At 43.2% G+C, this 19,296-nt stretch carries 15 protein-coding genes and 1 pseudogene; 6 read left to right on the top strand and 10 right to left on the bottom strand.

Annotated elements, in window-relative coordinates:
• Positions 1 to 78 precede the first annotated feature (78 nt).
• Positions 79 to 774 (top strand): response regulator transcription factor, encoded by a 696-nt coding sequence (locus DP116_RS06835; protein ID WP_169154455.1) that lies wholly within the window; start codon positions 79 to 81, stop codon positions 772 to 774.
• Positions 775 to 1,605: 831 nt separating this feature from the next.
• Here the strand turns inward: DP116_RS06835 and DP116_RS06830 are convergent.
• Positions 1,606 to 1,884, bottom strand: a complete 279-nt coding sequence (locus DP116_RS06830; RefSeq protein ID WP_048869887.1) for an Npun_R1517 family heterocyst differentiation transcriptional regulator — start codon at positions 1,882 to 1,884, stop codon at positions 1,606 to 1,608.
• Positions 1,885 to 2,357: 473 nt separating this feature from the next.
• Between DP116_RS06830 and DP116_RS06825 the strand changes: the two genes are divergently transcribed.
• Entirely contained in the window at positions 2,358 to 2,903 is a 546-nt protein-coding gene (locus DP116_RS06825) for a LeuD/DmdB family oxidoreductase small subunit (RefSeq protein WP_169154454.1), read from the top strand.
• Between the two features lie 53 nt (positions 2,904 to 2,956).
• On the top strand, positions 2,957 to 3,331 hold the full coding sequence (locus tag DP116_RS06820) for an NAD(P)H-quinone oxidoreductase subunit M (RefSeq protein WP_169154453.1): 375 nt from the start codon (positions 2,957 to 2,959) through the stop codon (positions 3,329 to 3,331).
• Between the two features lie 601 nt (positions 3,332 to 3,932).
• Here the strand turns inward: DP116_RS06820 and DP116_RS06815 are convergent.
• The gene (locus DP116_RS06815) at positions 3,933 to 4,202 is read right to left on the bottom strand and encodes a hypothetical protein (RefSeq protein ID WP_169154452.1); all 270 of its coding nucleotides are present in this window, start codon (positions 4,200 to 4,202) and stop codon (positions 3,933 to 3,935) included.
• An 877-nt stretch (positions 4,203 to 5,079) separates the two neighbouring features.
• Between DP116_RS06815 and DP116_RS06810 the strand changes: the two genes are divergently transcribed.
• The 3 genes from DP116_RS06810 (at position 5,080) to DP116_RS06800 (ending at position 10,002) form a co-directional block, all read left to right on the top strand.
• Positions 5,080 to 7,371, top strand: a complete 2,292-nt coding sequence (locus DP116_RS06810; protein WP_169154451.1) for a protein phosphatase 2C domain-containing protein — start codon at positions 5,080 to 5,082, stop codon at positions 7,369 to 7,371.
• Positions 7,372 to 7,617: 246 nt separating this feature from the next.
• The gene (locus tag DP116_RS06805) at positions 7,618 to 9,207 is read left to right on the top strand and encodes a CHAT domain-containing protein (protein WP_169154450.1); all 1,590 of its coding nucleotides are present in this window, start codon (positions 7,618 to 7,620) and stop codon (positions 9,205 to 9,207) included.
• Between the two features lie 147 nt (positions 9,208 to 9,354).
• Positions 9,355 to 10,002 (top strand): hypothetical protein, encoded by a 648-nt coding sequence (locus tag DP116_RS06800; protein ID WP_169154449.1) that lies wholly within the window; start codon positions 9,355 to 9,357, stop codon positions 10,000 to 10,002.
• A 273-nt stretch (positions 10,003 to 10,275) separates the two neighbouring features.
• Here DP116_RS06800 and DP116_RS06795 read toward each other — a convergent pair whose 3' ends face one another.
• The 8 genes and pseudogenes from DP116_RS06795 to DP116_RS06765 all read right to left on the bottom strand — a co-directional run bounded on the left by DP116_RS06795 (position 10,276) and on the right by DP116_RS06765 (position 19,257).
• Positions 10,276 to 11,676, bottom strand: a complete 1,401-nt coding sequence (locus tag DP116_RS06795) for a PrsW family glutamic-type intramembrane protease (RefSeq protein WP_169154448.1) — start codon at positions 11,674 to 11,676, stop codon at positions 10,276 to 10,278.
• Positions 11,677 to 11,941: 265 nt separating this feature from the next.
• Entirely contained in the window at positions 11,942 to 12,178 is a 237-nt protein-coding gene (locus DP116_RS30130) for an SDR family oxidoreductase (RefSeq protein WP_339381638.1), read from the bottom strand.
• A 14-nt stretch (positions 12,179 to 12,192) separates the two neighbouring features.
• Positions 12,193 to 12,351 carry a hypothetical protein gene (locus DP116_RS30125; protein WP_339381637.1) on the bottom strand — a complete coding sequence of 53 codons (159 nt, stop codon included), beginning with the start codon at positions 12,349 to 12,351 and terminating at the stop codon, positions 12,193 to 12,195.
• A 131-nt stretch (positions 12,352 to 12,482) separates the two neighbouring features.
• Positions 12,483 to 13,082 (bottom strand): annotated as a pseudogene (locus DP116_RS06785) (DJ-1/PfpI family protein).
• 360 nt (positions 13,083 to 13,442) lie between these two features.
• Positions 13,443 to 13,895 (bottom strand): nitrate reductase associated protein, encoded by a 453-nt coding sequence (locus DP116_RS06780; protein WP_169154447.1) that lies wholly within the window; start codon positions 13,893 to 13,895, stop codon positions 13,443 to 13,445.
• A gap of 16 nt (positions 13,896 to 13,911) precedes the next feature.
• A complete protein-coding gene (locus tag DP116_RS06775; RefSeq protein ID WP_169154460.1) occupies positions 13,912 to 14,367 on the bottom strand; it encodes a phosphate-starvation-inducible PsiE family protein in 456 nt (151 codons plus the stop codon).
• Between the two features lie 629 nt (positions 14,368 to 14,996).
• On the bottom strand, positions 14,997 to 17,297 hold the full coding sequence (locus DP116_RS06770; RefSeq protein WP_169154446.1) for a molybdopterin oxidoreductase family protein: 2,301 nt from the start codon (positions 17,295 to 17,297) through the stop codon (positions 14,997 to 14,999).
• A gap of 445 nt (positions 17,298 to 17,742) precedes the next feature.
• Positions 17,743 to 19,257, bottom strand: coding sequence for a NarK family nitrate/nitrite MFS transporter (locus DP116_RS06765; protein ID WP_169154445.1), 1,515 nt, complete (start codon positions 19,255 to 19,257; stop codon positions 17,743 to 17,745).
• Positions 19,258 to 19,296: the final 39 nt, after the last annotated feature.

Raw genomic sequence — 19,296 nt, 5'->3', positions numbered from 1 at the left:
AATCTCTCCATCTTGCCAGTAGCCCAGTATGACTCAAGTTCGCTAAATTGGAGAAAAGTAGCGCAAAGGAAACGGTAAATGGCAGCACAATTGTTACTGGTAGATGATGAACCAGGATTGCGTGAAGCCGTAAAAGACTATTTGCAAGAGAGCGGTTTTAGCGTTCAAGTTGCCAGTAACGCCCGACAGGGCTGGGAGATGATGCAGCAAAATACACCAGACTTAGTCATTTCTGATATTATGATGCCTCAGGTGGATGGTTACCAGTTCCTCAAACAACTGCGGGACGATCCTCGCTTCCGATCGCTACCAGTGATATTTCTCACTGCTAAGGGTATGACGACTGATCGCATCCAAGGTTATCAAGCTGGTGTTGACGCCTATCTACCCAAGCCCTTTGATCCAGATGAACTTGTGGCAATTGTGGAAAATTTACTGGAACGCCGCACCGCCAGAACTACAACTCCAACAGAAGAAGGTGATACGCCAGATATTACCGAGTTGGCTAATCAAATTGCTCAAATAAAAGCTTTGTTAACTCAAAGAAATGCAATAGCTCAATCTCCAGCACCTTTTACTATTGATTTAACCCCCAGAGAACAAAGTGTTTTAAACTTAGTCGCTGAGGGGTTGATGAATAAAGAAATTGCTCGCCGTCTAGAAACGAGTGTCCGAAATGTAGAAAAGTATGTTAGCCGTTTGTTCAGTAAAACTGGTACTAATAGCCGTACAGAGTTAGTTCGTTTTGCTTTAGAACACGGTCTTGCAAAATAATCTTGAGGCTCTGCGCTCTGAACAGTCGCAGAGCTACCAGAAGATTTTGCTTCTGATATCCCCAATTTTTGGGGTAAAGCGACTTATATCTGAAATTCTAGCACAGTGACTCAAATCGCTTCAGTCGCTACATCTTCCCATTAAGCGGTGAGCACTTCTGCCGTTATTTATAAAGCACAAACAAAGCTATTGTCTTGACGTTGCATGTGAGTCAGGACGCCCTTGGTGAATAAGGGCGCCAATGACGGCTTTCCCGACAGAGGCGACTGGTGTTAGCCGTCAGGCGTGGCAAGAGCCATAGGGCAACGTCAAGACACATCTGAAATCTCCAAAAACAATCCTTAACTCAACGATCTTGATCTATGACAACTTTAACGCCGAATTTTTCCCACTTATACCAAGGCAAATTAATTATAACACGTTTGAGTTTAAGTATAACAGATCCTACTTAACTCATTGAGAAAAAGCAAAATCTCCTAACAACACTGATTTGTTAGGGTTTCGCTGTTTTTGCTTATTTTCCTTTCCTTAGAGGAAAAATATTAAGTTTTCTTCAAACTCCTTTGATTCTTGGAGGAATAACGGGGATAGAGGAATGAAACTGAAATCTAATTTTTACTAACCACAACCCTGTTATAGAAGCAAAGCATGAATACAAAATTAGAGTAGGCACCCATTGTTTCCGTAGTGCTAAGGGTGAGGGCTACTATAAGCCCCAGCGCTATGGTTAGTGGGGGATGGTTAAGCAAGCCAAGTCATTATTAGAACAATCAGTAAATGGGAAAATTTAATGCACAATCTGCCATTAGTAGGGTGACACAAACTTAAGTATTAACTAGCTTCAGCAGAGTTGCGTAAGCGCATCAGTTGGCGTCTCATTTGCGGTGATGCTTTGAACTCAGAAACTTCTTGAGCCTTGACATTTGCTTGTAAAGTCTCTAAAAAGTCGTCTGAACCCTCGGTTAAAGCGTCTAGCAGAACCTGCAAAAGTTGGTCGCGATCGCTCAACAGACTTTTTTCTTCTATCAACCTGAATTTCAGATGGATTTCGCACTCATAAACACCTACATCGACACTATTTACTTGCCGTGGTAATGCTTCAAAGTTCATGGCTTTTAGACTTCCTTGTACTAAGAGGTAATTTGGGTGATCCGCTATTTTTCAAGCAAGAATTCTTTATACTTTTTTGACTTTCAAAGTGTCGGAATTAACAATGCTTGTTTGTCAAGAAACAATGTCATTGCATTTTACTCTCCTAATTTATCTTCAGGTTTGATTTTCACTCTCCGGTTTGTCAGTTTTCTGCAATCGCTATGGTTCAAGTAAACCATAACTATTATTCAGTTTTTAGGATTCCATGCAATAAAGTTTCTGTAAGAACTTGTCCAAGCTTTTTAAAGCTTTTTACATCAACTTTATCTAGAAGTCAATAAGAGTTTGAGTTGTTACTGTAAAACAGGTATTAACACGTAAGTGAATCCGCTGATTATTTACTATATAATGATAGCCAGACGTTGCTGTACCATAATTCCGTAAAATTACTAAATGTACAATTTATTCATTTAAAAACGTAGGAGACCGAAATGACCAAAGTAATTAGGGGTAAGATTTTTGTTCTGGACGACAACATAGACACAGACCAAATTATTCCAGCCGAATATCTCACCTTAGTTCCTTCCAAACCAGATGAATACGAAAAGCTTGGAAGTTATGCTTTAGCTGGTTTACCAGACCGTTACGGCAAATTTGTCCCTCCAGGCGAAATGAAAACAACTTACCCCATCATTGTGGCAGGGGAAAACTTTGGCTGTGGTTCCTCACGCGAACATGCCCCCATAGCCTTGGGTGCAAGCGGCGTGAAAGCAGTGATTGCCGAGTCTTATGCCCGCATCTTTTTCCGTAATTGTGCTGCTACAGGGGAACTTTATCCTTGGGAATCACAAGAAAGATTATGTGACAAGTTTGAGACTGGTCATGAAGTATCAATAGATTTTGAAAGCAATCAATTGATTAACCATACTCTTGGTCAGATATACAACCTCAAACCTTTAGGAGAAGTGGGACCCGTGATTGACGCAGGAGGTATTTTTGCTTATGCTCGTCAGACAGGCATGATTTCTTCTCGCTAAGAATTCCGTCTACAATGATTGAGAGCGCGATTAACCCCTAAATAAAACCGCCAATGGATAACCCGATGCTGCTTAAGTCCACAACCCGGCACATAAGGATTTTTGCCGGCGAAATAGACCAGGACGGAGAACTCGTTCCCAGTAGTCAGGTTTTAACCTTAGATGTTGACCCAGACAACGAGTTCAACTGGAATGAAGATGCTCTGCAAAAGGTTTATCGCAAGTTTGATGAACTGGTAGAAGCATCTAGTGGGGCGGATCTGATAGATTATAATTTACGCCGCATTGGCTCAGACTTGGAGCATTTTCTGCGATCGCTCTTGCAAAAAGGCGAAGTCAGCTACAATCTTTCCGCACGCGTCACTAATTACAGCATGGGGCTACCCCAAGTTGCATCTGAGGAAAATACAGAAGCTAATGGCGTGTGATGTAAAAGTGAAAAATGAGTACTGAGTGAGAACAAACTTCCAAAATTGTAAGCTACTCTGCTGTACGCCGTTTTTCTCAATTTACGCTCGCTCAGCGTCTTAGTCATGAGTAAGCATAAGCCCCAGGAGGGTTTGCCGCTCTCGGGCGCGTAGGCGCGTATCTCCTCCACCACCAGACTTACACTAATGCCTTCCGGGCGTGCGCTTCGCGCATACCCGAAAGCTCATTGCTCATGACTCATTGCATTCTCGCTTAAATAGCTTAGTGTCCGTAAGTTAAATTTTGTGAACTCAACAATTGAGTGTAATTCATTCCACAGCTATGAAAACGAGCCTAAGACGATGTTTTCATAGCTGTGGGGTTTCCGGAAATAGACATATTGTGTAGGTTGGGCATTGCAATGTCCACCCTGACTTGAAAATAGAACTCACCAACTCAGCAACTCCTGACTCACCAACTCAGAAAAAAAGAAACAAAGAAAAAAAGAAAAGACGATTTATAACCATTCAACTGAATAATATTCATATATTTTCTTAATAAAAAACGGCAGCAGAAAGCTACCTGAAAGCTAATTGCTGACTGCTGACCGTTTAATATCTATCACCAAACTCTATTTCCTTCTTCGTCTACTCGTGCTTGGCGAATCACATCAGAGATTTCTTCTGCATCTTTCACGTGATGGAGAGCCTTTTCTTCACCATTTGGCTCTTTAACGACAAAATAAGTCGGAACTTGAATGTGATCACCTGTGATATCTGGAGAATCAACGGCAAGTTGTTGTGCCTTTTCTTCCACTGTTTGTGGTTCTTCAGAAATGACGTCACCAGGGTTCACTGCACGATGAATTTCTTTTTCTTTGTTATCTTCCATTCGGATTTCACCAATTCTTAAGTGTGTGGAATTGTTATTGGCAATGGTGATGTGATCAATAACCCAGAAGAAAAGTCATTGTGAAGACACAATAGGAACTAACAAGAGCCTCTGGTGCTCTTAGTCTTAACTAAAGTTAATTGATTACCACCTACATATAAATTAGGGAAAAAGCTCACTTATCTCCTCTTTCTGATGGAATAATTTCATTTCAGAAGGGTGTAAAGTGTAAAATAAAGTTACTTAACACTTGACACCTACCTTGAGATACATCATTAAAAAAAAGCAAAGAAAAAAAACTTGTGGTTGAAAATACAGCTTTCTATAAAGAAAATCCTGAAGAGGGGAGGTGATGAAGCTTTCACAAAGTTATATGGGTAAAGGTATGAAATTTTCGTGAAGTACGCTCTTGTGCCAACATCTGTTCTTTTAAGACAGAGGTGCAATCATCCTACTAAGACTCAGACCTAACTCACATGACCAACTTTTCTCATCGGAGAGTGGTTTTCAGCCTGCTACAGCAATTATATGATTGTTTGTGAACCAGAAAATTCTCGCTCCGAATAACCTTTATGATTGGTTTTGGCGCTCGCGACCAATTTGGGAATGCTGTATGTTGATAAATAAACAAGAGAAATGGCTTTATGCCTGATTCAGTTAAAGTGTCTGTGAGTAAGTCTTGTGGGTTGCATTGCGTACCAACTGAAAAATATCTATTTTTATCATTAAGCAAATTTTTGAAAGGTTTTATCATCTTAAGTTTCGTTCGCAAGTTAAAATCGTGATCCAAAATTGGATATATCAGATATGAGCGGTCAACAGTGCCGCTGCCAATGCTGTTGAAAAAAATGCCAATCTGCTGATCGGTGCGAAGACTATGGAAAATGACGCGGCAACGCTGTACTGCCCAAATGAACTTTGTCAAGCTCCAAACCCGCTTACACACAAATTTTGCCTAAGATGCTCCACACCCCTTCCTAAACGATTCCTCTGGGCTGTGGCAGAGGGGGAAAGCTTGGCTAATGCCGGAGAATTATTAGCCGATCGCTATTTGGTTATCAGCAAGGCACTTCTTTTGGATACCAAGCCCGGTTTGTTACCCCAAACGCCAAATGGAGAACATGTACAGGCAATAAAACCTTACTTGCGGCTATTTCCCTATCGCTTGCACGTACCGCAAGTGTATGGAATACTGCCGATGACTGGCAATACTTCTGACAAAGAAATATTACTTTTAGAAAAACCTCCGCTTTCTGTACTAGACAGTACAGAATCCTTGGAAGTCCAGATTGCTTGCGAGTTAACCACAGCTTGGCATAACGCAACATCAATACGGCAACTGAATTTGCTGTGGCAGATAGCTCATCTGTGGCAACCTCTGGCAAGTGAAGGCGTAGCCTCTAGCTTACTCAACCCAGAGTTAATCAGGGTAGAAGGGTCGTTAGTACGCTTATTGGAATTGCGTCAGGACAATCAAACTTCCCCTGGTTTACCCCAACTTGGGGAATTTTGGCAGCAGTTACAGCCACAAGCCAAAGGGGCGATCGCCGAATTTTTGAATGAAATGTGTCGTTCTCTGATTGCCGGAGAAATACACTCTGGTGAGCAACTCGTTGCCATTATAGACAGAGGGTTAACACAATTAGGGCAAACCCAAACACCTATTATCAAAATTGTCACCAAGACTGACACCGGACCTTGTCGCCAACGTAATGAAGATGCTTGTTACCCTGCTGCTGGCAGTATTGTCAGCAAGCCACCATCACAAACAGGTTTAGCTATTGTCTGTGATGGCATTGGTGGACACGAGGGAGGCAATGTTGCATCACTTTTAGCTATTGAAACGATTCAACAGCACCTGCATGAGCTGACGAAATTGCCTTCTGAGGATATAGACTCATCTATTGTACTTGCGCAGTTAGAAGGGGCAACCGCTGCTGCTAATGACATCATCAGCCAGCGCAACGACGACGAACATCGGCAAGGGCGTCAACGCATGGGCACAACCCTAGTGATGGCATTGCCCATTGCTCATCAAATGTATATTGCCCACGTTGGTGATAGCCGTGCTTATTGGATTACACGTTCTGGCTGCTATCAAGTGACCCTAGATGACGATGTTGCTTCTCGTGAGGTACGCTTAGGCTATGCCACATACCGAGATGCAGTCCAACAGGGAGCATCAGGATCTTTGGTGCAGGCATTAGGCATGAGTGCCAGTCATTTATTGCATCCGACGTCACAACGATTTATTCTCGACGAAGATAGCGTTTTTCTGCTGTGTTCTGACGGTTTGAGTGACTTTGACCGCGTAGATCAATACTGGGAAACAGAAATTTTACCCATTATTACTGAAAATTTTGACATAGCAAAAGTCACAGATAAATTAGTGGAAATAGCGAATATTCAAAATGGACATGATAATGTCACGATAGCGCTAGTACACTGCCAAGTTAAATACTCAGAACCAAAATCAACCCTTCACACTTCCCTTGCTAACCTTTCTACATTACCAATAGCTTCTAACACTGCGATCAAAACGCCACTACTTGCATCACCTGTGGGTAGAAATCAGAAAACTCAGGTCATGCCAACAAGCAAGCCCGCCAAAAGTCTAAAAGTACCGCTACAGGTGATTGTTGTTCCGCTGCTATTTTTTGTTGTTAGCGTTTTGTTGGCATACCTGTGGCGTCAAGGATCGCTTTCTATCCCGACGAAATTATTTAACTCCTCACCATCTATACCGTTACCGAGCACAAGTGGTTCTCAGGACAGTTCGGGTAATTCGAGCAAAGATAGTGTGAATGCACCAGGAGTGATTCTTCAAACTAACAGCGAAATAGAATTCATAACAACGACTTCGCCCCCATTTGGTGCGATCGCTCCAAATGGTAGTGTTTTACAAATTCTTCCCAAGCAACAGAAAACAGAGAAGGACACTTGGATTCACCTGCAAGTCTGCTCTATCGGGCAAGCAAGTCCATCAAACTCACAATCAACTTCTTCCACAGCCAAAAAACGTTTACTCAAGCAAGGAGATAAAGTCAGAATTTTATCCTCAAATCTTGCCAAAGCTCAACCAAAAGTGGTGAGTCGATGCCAGTCCTCAAAAGACACTTCCACACCTCCTGACGGAGAATCAACAACTGAGTCTGTGCCACAGCAATGAAATCTCGCGGAGGGTCAACTCTTAAGAGTTGTTAACAAAAACTGATAACAGATAACTGGTTAAAATAGGTGACACCTGTTAGCCGAAGAGCAGCACTTCGTCAAAAACTCGATAAACTGGTAGAAGCCTGAAATAGTATAGATGATATAACTTTAAATCAAAAACTCGAAAGGTAAAAATTTTTGCCTTTTAAAATTGTTATTTGAAATTATTTGATTCTATAGATTAACCAAGACTAACGAATCCATGCCATCCCTTAACCTGGCGATCGCCCGTCTCATCAATACCGGCAATGACAGTTTCGCCATTTGGGTGGTGAATGCTCCCTATCCCAGTGGCTATGTTCTGCGTGATTGTGTATGGCCTCCACATCTAACTCAAGCATGGCTTGAGTGGCAGCAAATGTTTGCCGGTCACAGCCGCTTAGATATTTCCCCAGGAGCAACCTCCCAAGAGGCAAATCCTCTCCCTCTGGATTTTGTTGCCCCAACTTCCACTCAACCCACCAGTTACACTGCTCGTTTGATGCAATATTTGGGAATAAGCTTGTGGGGTTGGGTCTTTGAGGGAGCAATTCTCAATAGCTTTGAACGCAGTCGTGGCATTGCTATGGGTGAGCGTACGCGTTTGCGCATGCGACTGGAAATTCGTGATCCGGATCTGATTGCTCTGCCTTGGGAAATCATGCAGCGCGAACCCGGTCAATCTGCCATTTCTCTGTCGCAACACATACTTTTTAGTCGTACCACTAGTGAAGTCGAACCTCTACCGTATTTACGCTCAGAACAAGCGTTAAATATACTGTTGGTTTTGGGTGAAGATGAAAAGCATCTAGAACTTAAAAAAGAAGCCGCTAGCCTAGAAGAAATACTCTCCAATGGGTCTGTTGTGGGTAGCAATTACAATGGTTATGCACCCTGTATGGTGAATACACTCCTGCAACCAACCCCGCAGGAGTTAATTCAACAGCTAGAAACGAAAGCATACAACGTCTTGTTCTACGCCGGTCACGGTTTGCAAGGACCAGACGGAGGTTTGTTATTTTTGCGACCGGGTATGACCCTCAATGGAATGGAATTAGCCCAAGTATTGACGAGTACAGGTGTGAAACTGGCAGTTTTCAATGCTTGTTGGGGAGCACAACCTGCGGCTGCTAATCACCAGGCTGTGTCGCACAGCAGTCTAGCAGAAGTGCTGATACGTCAAGGTTTGCCTGCAGTTTTGGCGATGCGTGATGAAATAGCATCCCAAGAAAGCCAGACTTTTATTCAAGCTTTTGCTGCTGCTTTGCGAAAGCGACTGCCAATTGATGAAGCCGTGGCAGAAGCAAGGCAACAGCTATTAATAGTTTACAGGTTCAATCAACCCGCTTGGACATTGCCGATTCTCTACCTCCATCCAGATTACGAGGGAGAACTCATAAAAAATTTTGATGAGGGGATCACAGAACTCCCAGAAACTTCTATTCCAGGAATAGCTTCTTTGGTTTCCAATGCTTGTTTGCGATCGCTCTCCGCTGGAGGTAAAACTTCGTTATTGCGACCAGGAATCACCCGCATCGGGCGCACCGGAGACAATGATATTGTCATTCCAGAACCTTCGGTTTCAAAACGCCATGCTGAGATATTATGTCGAAATAGTCTGACAGGAGCAACAGCAGTGCGAACCTATTACCTGCAAGATTTGTCCACCTACGGGACAACCTGGGTTTTTCGATCTGATGGTTGGCAACAAATCCATCGTCAGGAAGTGCCGTTACAATCTGGCATGCAGTTAAAGTTTGGTAGTACGAAAAGTCAACCTTGGGAGTTCATCATTGATAATTCCCCAGGGTAAGAATTGGGAACACTGATTTTCTACCATCTAAATTTAGCTAAATAAACCAGTGCTTTTTGGTAGAACGGCGTTCTTTTTGCGGAAATGAGATTTTGGCAGTTGTAGCTGTGTATGTACACTAAATAATTAACCCGGAGCGAGCGACAAATGGCTAAGAAAATTAACGGATCAAAAACTTCTCCTTACAAACAGTCTCAAGTTAATTTCGAGCTTTTAGAAGCACTGCTTGAACCCGAAGATGCGACATATCCTTGGAATCCCGCAGATGAAGAATCAGAAAACTATTTTGCACAACTAGAACAACAGTTCCAGTTAGACGATGTCCTTGATGAAGAACTGGCAGAACGTTCCCAAGCTTTCTACAACAGCTTGGATACGCTTTGGTACAATAATCTGAATTCCCAGCATTACAAATGTAATACAAAATCGACTGTCTTGGCGAATCTTCAAAAAAATTTACAAGCAGGCTTCGCCGCCAGTGTTCCTCAAGATTGGATCACGGAAATTGCCCAGAAAGCGGCGGAAATTTTCCATTCAGGACAATCTAAGGGCGAGCAACTGGTAAGTTGTGTCAAATCTGTATTACCTAATTGGGAAACAGATGATCTTTTGGTTATGGCGCGTCCTTTCGCTTACGCAATGAGAAGCGGTGAACAGAAAAATGTAAACTCAGTTGTAGATAACTTAGGCAATCGTGAGTGGACAAACTTATCTGAAATTGAAAAGGCAAAAGTGAGTTTAGCAGTTGCTTGCCATGCGCTTGATGAACTCAAGAATATTGAAGAAGAAGTTTAAGATTTGTTCCCTGTTTGCTGCTTTGATCCAACTAGCGAGGAGAACTTGCTTTGCCTACAAGCGATAATTTTGTTGTTTATCTAAGAATGCAGGGTTTTTCTCATTGAGACACAAAATGTCTGACTTAATATGTTTGTAGTTAGTTCCAAGCCAAGCACATCTATCTAAAGATAGAAAAAGCAAGTTGAGTGCAGCAACAGTAGCCGCTTGTAGACTGAAGAGTTAACTATAAATCAATCATCCGCGATCTCTGTGATCATCTTGTTGCACTCATTACTTAGGTTCAAGAAAACGAGTAGCAAAGTTTTGCGATCGCGTTGGTGAAAGCACGCGGGCTTTGAGGATAGCTGCCATCAGAAAGGCATAAGACAAAACCCCAACAATCACCAACAGCAAACCGTTAAAAACTCCCGTTGTATTCCATAAAGCATGTAGTCCGGCTGCTGTCAGATAACCAACTAGCAAAATTTGCCAACTTTTAGAGGGTTTGAGTACAGCCAAACCGATAAAATACCCGAAATACCCACTGTAAGCCATGTGTCCGGCAACAGAACCAAGAATTCGTGGAATCAGCAGTTGCAATCCCACAAGCTGACCACTTTCTAACCCCGATTGTGCTGAGATATTTTGAGTAATAGTTGGCACATATTGTCCCAAAGTTTCCAACAGGGTAAAGCCCACAGCAGAAGCTGTTCCCAGCAGAATACCATCAAGAGGTTCGGCGATACCGATGCGTTCCCGCCACGGTGACGGGACTGCCCTAGCAATTAGAAATGCCAATAGTATAGGTATTGCCTTGAGTAATTCCTCCATCAAGCCAGCGCCAAAAAACATCCGCACCAGCAACTCTGTTAAAGTAATGGACTCCTGTTCTGAGGGCAAACTACCAGGTAACAAACCGCGAAACACAAAGATAAACAAATCCAAAACGGGAGTCCGTAAAATCACTGCCGTTGTCAATGCCGATGCACACAGCACCCACCAAGGCTTTGGTTTACCACACAACTGGTAAATAAAATAGTAAGCAGCAGAGGCTATATAAATTGCGACTATGAGTTGATTGGCTTGTGGTTGACCTACTGTGGCAAACATAAGTACCACGAAGACGACTGTGAGAACTCCCGGTATCAAGTAAGCTTTACGAGTTAAATCTTTGCCAGTAGAAATAATCGGAAACAGCTGAGTGAAGCTAAGCGCATCTGGTGGTTTTGGGGGAGATTGATAATACGTCGAGGTTGGTGTTGGGTAACTATTTGCTGGGGGAAGCGGTGTAGCTGCTGGTGGGGCGACCGCAGTGGCTTGTTGGTGGTTGTGTTCACACTCAAAAACAAATTCTGGACCATCGTGACCCAGAGTAATGCTATCTCCGTTCATCAATTGCTGACAACCCTGCAACCGTTGTCCGTTCAAGTAGGTGCCATTGGCACTAGCTAAATCACAGATTAACCAACTAGATTCCCCATCTGGAGATGAAGCTAGAGGACGAACCGCTGCATGGCGACGAGATACCATGCGGTATAACATGGCATCTAACACAACTTGGCAGCTGGGATCACGTCCAATGACTACCTCTTGACGGGGAAGCAGCGAGTAGCGAGGTTCCGATCCAAAAGAAGTTCCAATACCAGACACTTGCCGCAGAATTGCATTCTGTCTTGCATTTTTACCTGTCATTGAGTTGCAGGGTGTTTCTAAAGTATTTCTGAAAAAAATTGGGCAGTAGGACTTAACCCTAGCCACAACAGCAAAATTGCTAAATCCACTATAGCTTCAGTCACTGCTTATCAATGAGAAATTAAAAAAATCAAAATAAACATTGTCTTGTTCAGTATGACTGTTGACAGTTAACCCTTAACAGCCAGCACTATCTCTAAATTCTCTGCTACCATCAAAAGCCTATTTGTCTGACTTCCCTTTTTTAAAAGAATTATGCTGCTTTCTACCGGACAGTAAAACCGCCATCAATGACTAAGTTGTGCCCTGTGATATAGGACGCAGCATCAGAACATAACCAAATAACTGCATTTGCAATTTCTGCTGCTTCCCCGAGTCTTTTAAGTGGAACTGCGTTACTCACTTGTTGAACCATATCTTCTGGAACATTGGATAGGATATCCGTTGCAATCATCCCTGGACTAACAGCATTGATCCGAATTCCCTGTCCTGCATATTCTATCGCTGCCGAGCGCGTTAACCCAATGACTCCTGCTTTAGCGGCTTCGTAGGCAGAGCTTCACTACCTGCATCTTTGGCGAGACGAACGGTTTCTTCCCCCTCCCCCGCACGCCGCGCTGCTACAACAACCGAGGCCCCCGCTTGAGCAAAGGCAACTGCGGTCGCTCGACCAATCCCGGAACTACCACCTGTGACGATAGCTCATTGCAGTACAACTGAGCGATCTGCCGAAGCACGTAGCGTGCGCTTTGCAAAGTAAGGCAAGCGAATCTATCGCCGTGTTCAATTCCCTGTTGACCACACCCCTAAACAGCAGCCATTTCTAGATGTTCAATTTTAGTACCTAGTATCTTAAGGAATTCTGCCAACCAACGGGGGTGAGCAGGCCAAGCTGGTGCTGTGACTAAATTACCATCAACGACAACCTCATCAGCTGGAACATCCACGTAAGTACCACCAGCACGCCACACCTCTGTGCTACAAGCAGGGTAAGCAGTGCAGTTTTTGCCTTGCAGGACATCAGCAGCAGCCAACAACTGCAAGCCGTGGCAAATAGCAGCAATCGGCTTGTTTGCTTGGGCGAAGTGGCGGGTGATTTATAGCACCTTTTTATTAAGGCGGATATATTCAGGTGCACGTCCTCCGGGAATAATTAACGCATCATAGTTTTCCGCTTTAACTTCTGCAAATGAAGCATTAAGAGTAAAATTGTGACCGGGTTTTTCACTGTAAGTTTGGTCACCTTCAAAATCGTGAACAGCAGTTCTAACTTTTTCTCCAGCTTTTTTGTCTGGACAAACTGCATGAACGGTATGTCCTACCATTTGCAAAGCTTGGAAGGGAACCATCACCTCGTAGTCTTCTACATAGTCTCCTACGAGCATCAAAATTTTTTTAGTAGCCATTTTCTTTTTTAGTCATTAGGAGGCAGTGCGGTCTTGGGGAGCCAGTGCGTTGCGGGGGTTCCCCCCGTTGAAGCACCTGGCGTGGTTTCCCCCATGAGCACCTGCCGTTCATTAGTCAATATTAATTTATGTTTGCTTGTCTTAATACACATCACGGTCAAAGGGGTACGGAATTCGATTTGTCGTAGGTTAAATGGGGCGGAGCGCAACCCAAAATCAACCTCCAGCATTTGAGGCTCCTATTAATCGTAAAATTTTTTGCAGTGTCAGGCGCTACCTAAACACGCTCATTTCAAAAAATGTAACATATTCTCAAAGTTTCAAAGTTCCTCAGGTGAGTGATTAATGACTAATGACTCATCAAAGCAAATGAAATTCCTTCAAAGCTTTGGGAAAGTTTTGATTTTCATGTCCTGGACGGCTAAGTTTAATCAAGGCAAAACGTTGTAATGAAGTTAATTCTGCCCACTGTTGAGGCGAAAGCGTAACACCAAATTCTCTTGCTTTCTCCTGAAGGTTAGTTGGTAAAGTGTTAGCATCTAACCATGCTGGATGTGGTTCGATTGGTAACTCAGCCGGTGGTGTGCCAGTGCGTTGTAAAATCAGGTTTTGGAGATATTCCTTGTATGTTTGAATTTCAGATTCTGTAGAGCAAGGTAATTCAACCAAAGCTTCACGCTCATCCTTCGTTAAATGACTCCAATCGGATAACTTTAACTTGATGCCAGAAATATCAAGTTTTTGGCGCACCTGCATAGGAATACAACGCAGGGAATCAACAAAATCAGCTTCAAACTCAAAAAAAACCACCATAATATCCTACTTTGCTTTAAACCTTTTGTCTATGACTGAACCGAATTATTAAATAACTGATAGATAATGCAAGAACCGCAATTCCTAGACCGATAATATCAATACCTGATACTTTTTTTAAGTCAAGAATAATGATTTTTCTAGCGACAGCAATTAAGGAAGTTACAATAACTAATTCTACTTGCAAGACGTGTTTTTTCAGATAACCCGTGATATTTTCTAATATTTCTAAAGCAATTAAGATATTGAGGAATAAACCAAATATTTCAAATAATGTTGTGTTAAACTGACCATGAGGTGTATAAAATAAATCTTTAAAAAGAAAAAACCCCAGGTCAACAATTGCTGCCACAATCACTACCACCATAAAAAGAGATAGCAACTTGGATACTAGCACTTGTATGTTTTCAATGAAGTGCATAAACTTTTGATCATTGGTGTTTTCTGCAATTCGCTTGAATAGCTTTCGCATCTGCTGCACCCCCCTTTGAAGTAAAAAGTCAACAGCAAAAAGAAAAAATAAAAACCACCCAGAGAAATTTCTAGGATGGGAAAATGATGTTTTGTCGATTTGTTCTTTCTGTTTAAGTGGCACTTTTTTCTTTTGCATAGCTAAAGCTAGGAGACCATCAAGAAACAATAGTCAAGAATTTTAAACACTATTAACTATTGACGAATTGTTCTTATAGCCAAACATACTGTCGTATATCTTTAGCAGCTTACCATTTTCAGAGTGACAGTTGATAATGATTCTTTCAATGCATAATATAGTATTGATCGATTGATATCTTGCACCTATACGTGTAAACCACGTTTCAGTAAAAAGCTGCGAAATAAAGATACATTTTATTATGCAGATATTTGTAGTAAATCAGGCACTCCAAGCTTAATACTTAGTGCTTAAATAACATTTCATTTTTCCGTTGCAAGATGTGAGTGCCCAACTAGCGCTCGCAAGCGCCAGTGAAAGATGAAAGAAACACATTTTTCGGAACTTTCTAAAAGCCTTGAAATATGAGGGTTTGAAAATGTGTTTCATCAAAGCACTTCACGGACGGTGCGCCACCCGCTATGAATGGAAGAAAGACTTCACTCCAATCCCTAATTTATAAGGGTTTCGGCTCGTGTTTTTTGAAAGTTACGCAACGCAATATCAACATTAATCGGCACTAGCTGAACTGCACAGGCTTTTAATTCTGGTTGCAGTGAGTCGGGACAAGATTCTGGATGAGTCAGGGCGTTGGCTTCAGCATTATCTGCCCAAAGCGCACCCCAGTGCATGGGGACAAACACTGTACCAGGGGCGATCGCCTTTGTGACTTTTGCTGGGAACCGCGCTTTTCCCCGACGCGATCGCACTTCCACCAACTGGTTATCTGTAATGCCTATCTGTGCTGCATCACGGGGATGAATCTCAATAAAGGGTTCAGGATGCATTTGGCGAGTTTTTTCAATTCGACCAGTGCGGGTTTGGGTGTGCCAATGACCATAAAGTCGCCCAGTTGTCAAGACTAAAGGATAATTCGGGTCTGGTGGTTCTGCCAAGCCTCGCGAGTGATACGCCCCAAAGCGCGCGCGTCCATCAGGAGTATGGAAGCGGAGGTCGGTGTAGAGACGCTTCCCTTGCAAGGAACCAGGTGAGACAGCGCTGCGGGAGGGTTTCCCTCCGCAGGCGACTGCGTTCGGCGAAGCCGTGCCGCAGGCATACCCGAAGGGGGAGAGTCTAGATTCAAGTTCTTGTGTGCCCCTCTGTTCCGGGTGGGGCCATTGTATTGGACTTTCGCGTAATTGATCGTGACTAATACCTGTCATATCACAGGGGCGATCGCCTGTGAGTTTGACAAACTCAGCGTAGACAACAGCCGAGTTAGCAAAGGCAAACTCCTTGTGGTAACCTAACCTACGACCAACTTCTGCAAAAATTTCCCAATCTGCTTTCGCTTCACCAGGCGGTTGGCGGAATGCTGGACCCAGCGTGACCATGCGTTCGGAATTGGTCATCACGCCAGTTTTCTCACTCCACTGTGCAGCTGGAAGCAGGACGTGAGCGTAAGCGGCGGTTTCTGTTGGGTAGTAAGCGTCTTGGTAGATGGTGAAGGGCGATCGCAACAAAGCCTTCTTAGTTCGCTCCAAATCCGGCATACTCACAGCAGGATTAGTAGCAGCAACCCACAGTAACCCCACACTGCCATTTTCCAGCCCAGTAATCATGTCCCAAGCCGTCATACCAGGAGTCGCTGAAATTTGTCCTGGCTTGAGTCCCCAAAACTCCTCAACCTCTGCTCGGTGCTGAGCATTTTTCACCGTTCGATAACCAGGTAACAAATGGGATAAACCTCCTGCTTCTCGTCCTCCCATCGCGTTTGGCTGACCTGTGAGAGAGAAAGGTCCTGCTCCTGGCTTGCCAATTTGTCCAGTCATCAGGTGCAGATTAATGATAGTTCTGACCTTAGCCGTCCCTTCCGAGGATTGATTCACACCCATCGACCACAGGGACAACACCCGATTAGATTGACCCCAGTAGCGTGCTGCTGTTTCTAAATCTTCAACACTGATTCCACATTGACGAGCCACCACATCTGGAGAATAGTGGCGAATCACCTCAGCATATGCGGGAAAGTTGCTGGTGCAGTCGTCAATAAACCCGGTATCTATGTAGTTCCAGCGCATCAACAAGTGAGCGATACCATTCAACAAGTCGATATCTGTACCGGGACGAATAGCTAAATGTAGATCAGCGGCTTCTGCAGTTGGTGTGCGACGGGGATCAACCACAATCATTTTGACTTTGCGGTTCTTTTTGCGGTATTTTTCTAGTCTGTTGAAAATAATTGGGTGACATTCAGCCGTATTTGTCCCAATTAAAAACGCACAGTCCGTTAACTCCAAATCTTCATAACAACACGGCGGACCATCCGAACCAAAGCTTTGTATGTACCCAGCCACAGCACTGGACATACATAAGCGCGAATTAGCATCAAAATTATTGCTCCCCAGACACCCTTTTAAGAGTTTCTGAGCCGTGTAGTAGTCTTCAGTTTGAAACTGACCAGAACCATACATACATATAGCTTCTGATCCGGTGGTGAGACGAACTGTTTGAATGCGATTAACGATAATATCAAAAGCTTCATCCCAACTAACGCGCCGAAACTCCTGATCTAAGGAATCTCGTACCATTGGGTAATGCAGTCTGTTTTTGTCTAAAGACTCCGCGATTGTGGCACCTTTAACACAAATCATACCCTGACTAGAAGGGTGCGCTTTGTCGCCTCGCACCCGCCAAATCGGATTTCCGTGGCTATCTCGATGAGTCGCTTTGCCTAATTGTGCTGGCGGAGAAACTTCCAGTCCACAGCCAACACCACAGTATGGACACACGGTTTTAGTAGATTCAGTCATGGTAATTGCACCATGTTGATAAATTGTTTAAATGTTTTGTTTGTAAAAGATACATTCCAGCAAAATGCTATGTTTTCAAACTTTTTCTATTCAGTTGACAGCACTTAGAAAATTCTCCGAATACTGATTGATAAAATCTGAGATTCTAGTGACTCAAGTTTGCTTAATTTGGTTTACCTTTTTTCGGTACAATCTCGGAAAAGTATTTCTACTCAATTAAATATGAATCAATACAGAAAAAATGTTCTTACTGATACAGATTATTCTTTTATAGTGATTTATTTGATAGAGTTTTCTTATGCAAATTATGGAAAATTATTAAATTCCTTAACAACATGATTTTTGGTAAACAAAACCACAGAGAAACACAGTTATTTTCTCTGCGTTTCTCTGCGGTTCTAAATACTCTTAAGCCAGATTTTTCTAAGATATCAATTCTTTCATCTTATTTCTCAGCTAGAATACCAGAACTGTGGTGATTCACTGAAGTTTGTGTTTCTGGTGCTTCACCTTCATAAGCAGCAGCAAAGGAACCCTTTGGTTCTTTCAGGAAGAAGGCACACATAAAAGCGCAGACCAGAGCAGCTACACCCATTGTGGTAAACAGCGTTGGTGCATCAGTTAAGCTGAAAATTGTCAGATAAACAACGCCCCCAAAGTTACCGTAAGCTCCCACATTTCCGGCGATTTGTCCTGTAGCTTCTTTCTTGATGAGAGGTACAATACCGTAGGTTGCACCGCAGCCAGCTTGAGCGAAATAAGCGGCAAACATCGTGACTGCAATTGCAACTGGAAGCGCCCAACTGCCGTTAATATAATGTGCCATCAAATAGGCAACACCAATGCCAGCAGAGATAATTGTCATCGTCCATTTACGGGAGCCAAACTTATCAGAAATTAAACCTCCACTGGGACGAGAAATTAAGTTTAAAAAGGGATAAGTAGCAGCAATCATCCCAGCGACCACATGCTCTAAACCAAAGGTTTTTTCAAAAAACGCGGGTAGCATGGAAACAGCAGCAAGTTCCGAACCAAAGTTAGTCACGTAAGTGAATTCGAGTAAAGCGACTTGACTAAATTGATAGCGTTGGGAGGGAGCGTAGGTTTTGTTGCCAGTGAGAAGTTCTTTGTTAACCTGCCAAGCTTTGTATGTTTGGTAAGCAAATAATCCTGCTAACAGTAGCCAAGCCAGATACATTTGGCTTTGAGTCAAAAAGTGAATGTTCTTTTGTTCCAGACGCCAAGCCAATAAACCCAAGGCAAAAATCAAACCGAAATTTGAGAGAATCATTGCCCAGAAGCTTTTAACACTGGTCACTTCTAGAGCACCATTTTTCTTAGGTCTTTGATAAACTTTGCCAGCAGGTGTGTCTTGGACACTGTTGTAATAAATCACGCCATAGATAGCGGCGATGACACCAGTTAGGGCGATCGCAAACCGCCAATTAGAACCGCCACCACTCAGAAAGCTAGCAGCAACTGCAATTGTAGGTAGGGCAAACTCTGCCCCAAAAGCACCAAAGTTACCCCAACCGCCATAAATCCCTTGGGCAATTCCAATCTCTTTTGGTGGGAACCATTCCGACACCATCCGGATACCCACGACAAACCCACTGCCAACAATTCCCATTAGTAGGCGACTGATGACGAGATGGTCAAAATTCTGCGATAGCGCCGTTGCAAAACAAGGAACAGCAGCAAAAATCAGTAGCATTGAATAGGTAATTCTCGGACCAAAACGGTCTAGAAGCATCCCAATGATGATTCGTGCGGGGATTGTTAGCGCAAGGTTGCAGATGCCCAAAGTTTTAACTTGCTCTGGTGCCAGATGTAACTCCTTGCCGATTGTTGTCGCAAAAGGAGCAAAGTTAAACCAACAAACAAAAGTCAGAAAGAAGGCAAACCAAGTTTGGTGCAGAATGCGATAACGACCGTTAAGTGAAAACAATCCTTTGAGCATTGGGTTTTATTGGATAGAAAACAGAAAAATTACATGGAC

This window comes from Brasilonema bromeliae SPC951 (assembly GCF_012912135.1).
Classification (GTDB): Bacteria; Cyanobacteriota; Cyanobacteriia; order Cyanobacteriales; family Nostocaceae; genus Brasilonema; species Brasilonema bromeliae.
Note: the sequence above shows the minus strand (reverse complement) of the source record. Positions and strands in the feature narration are given on the sequence as shown.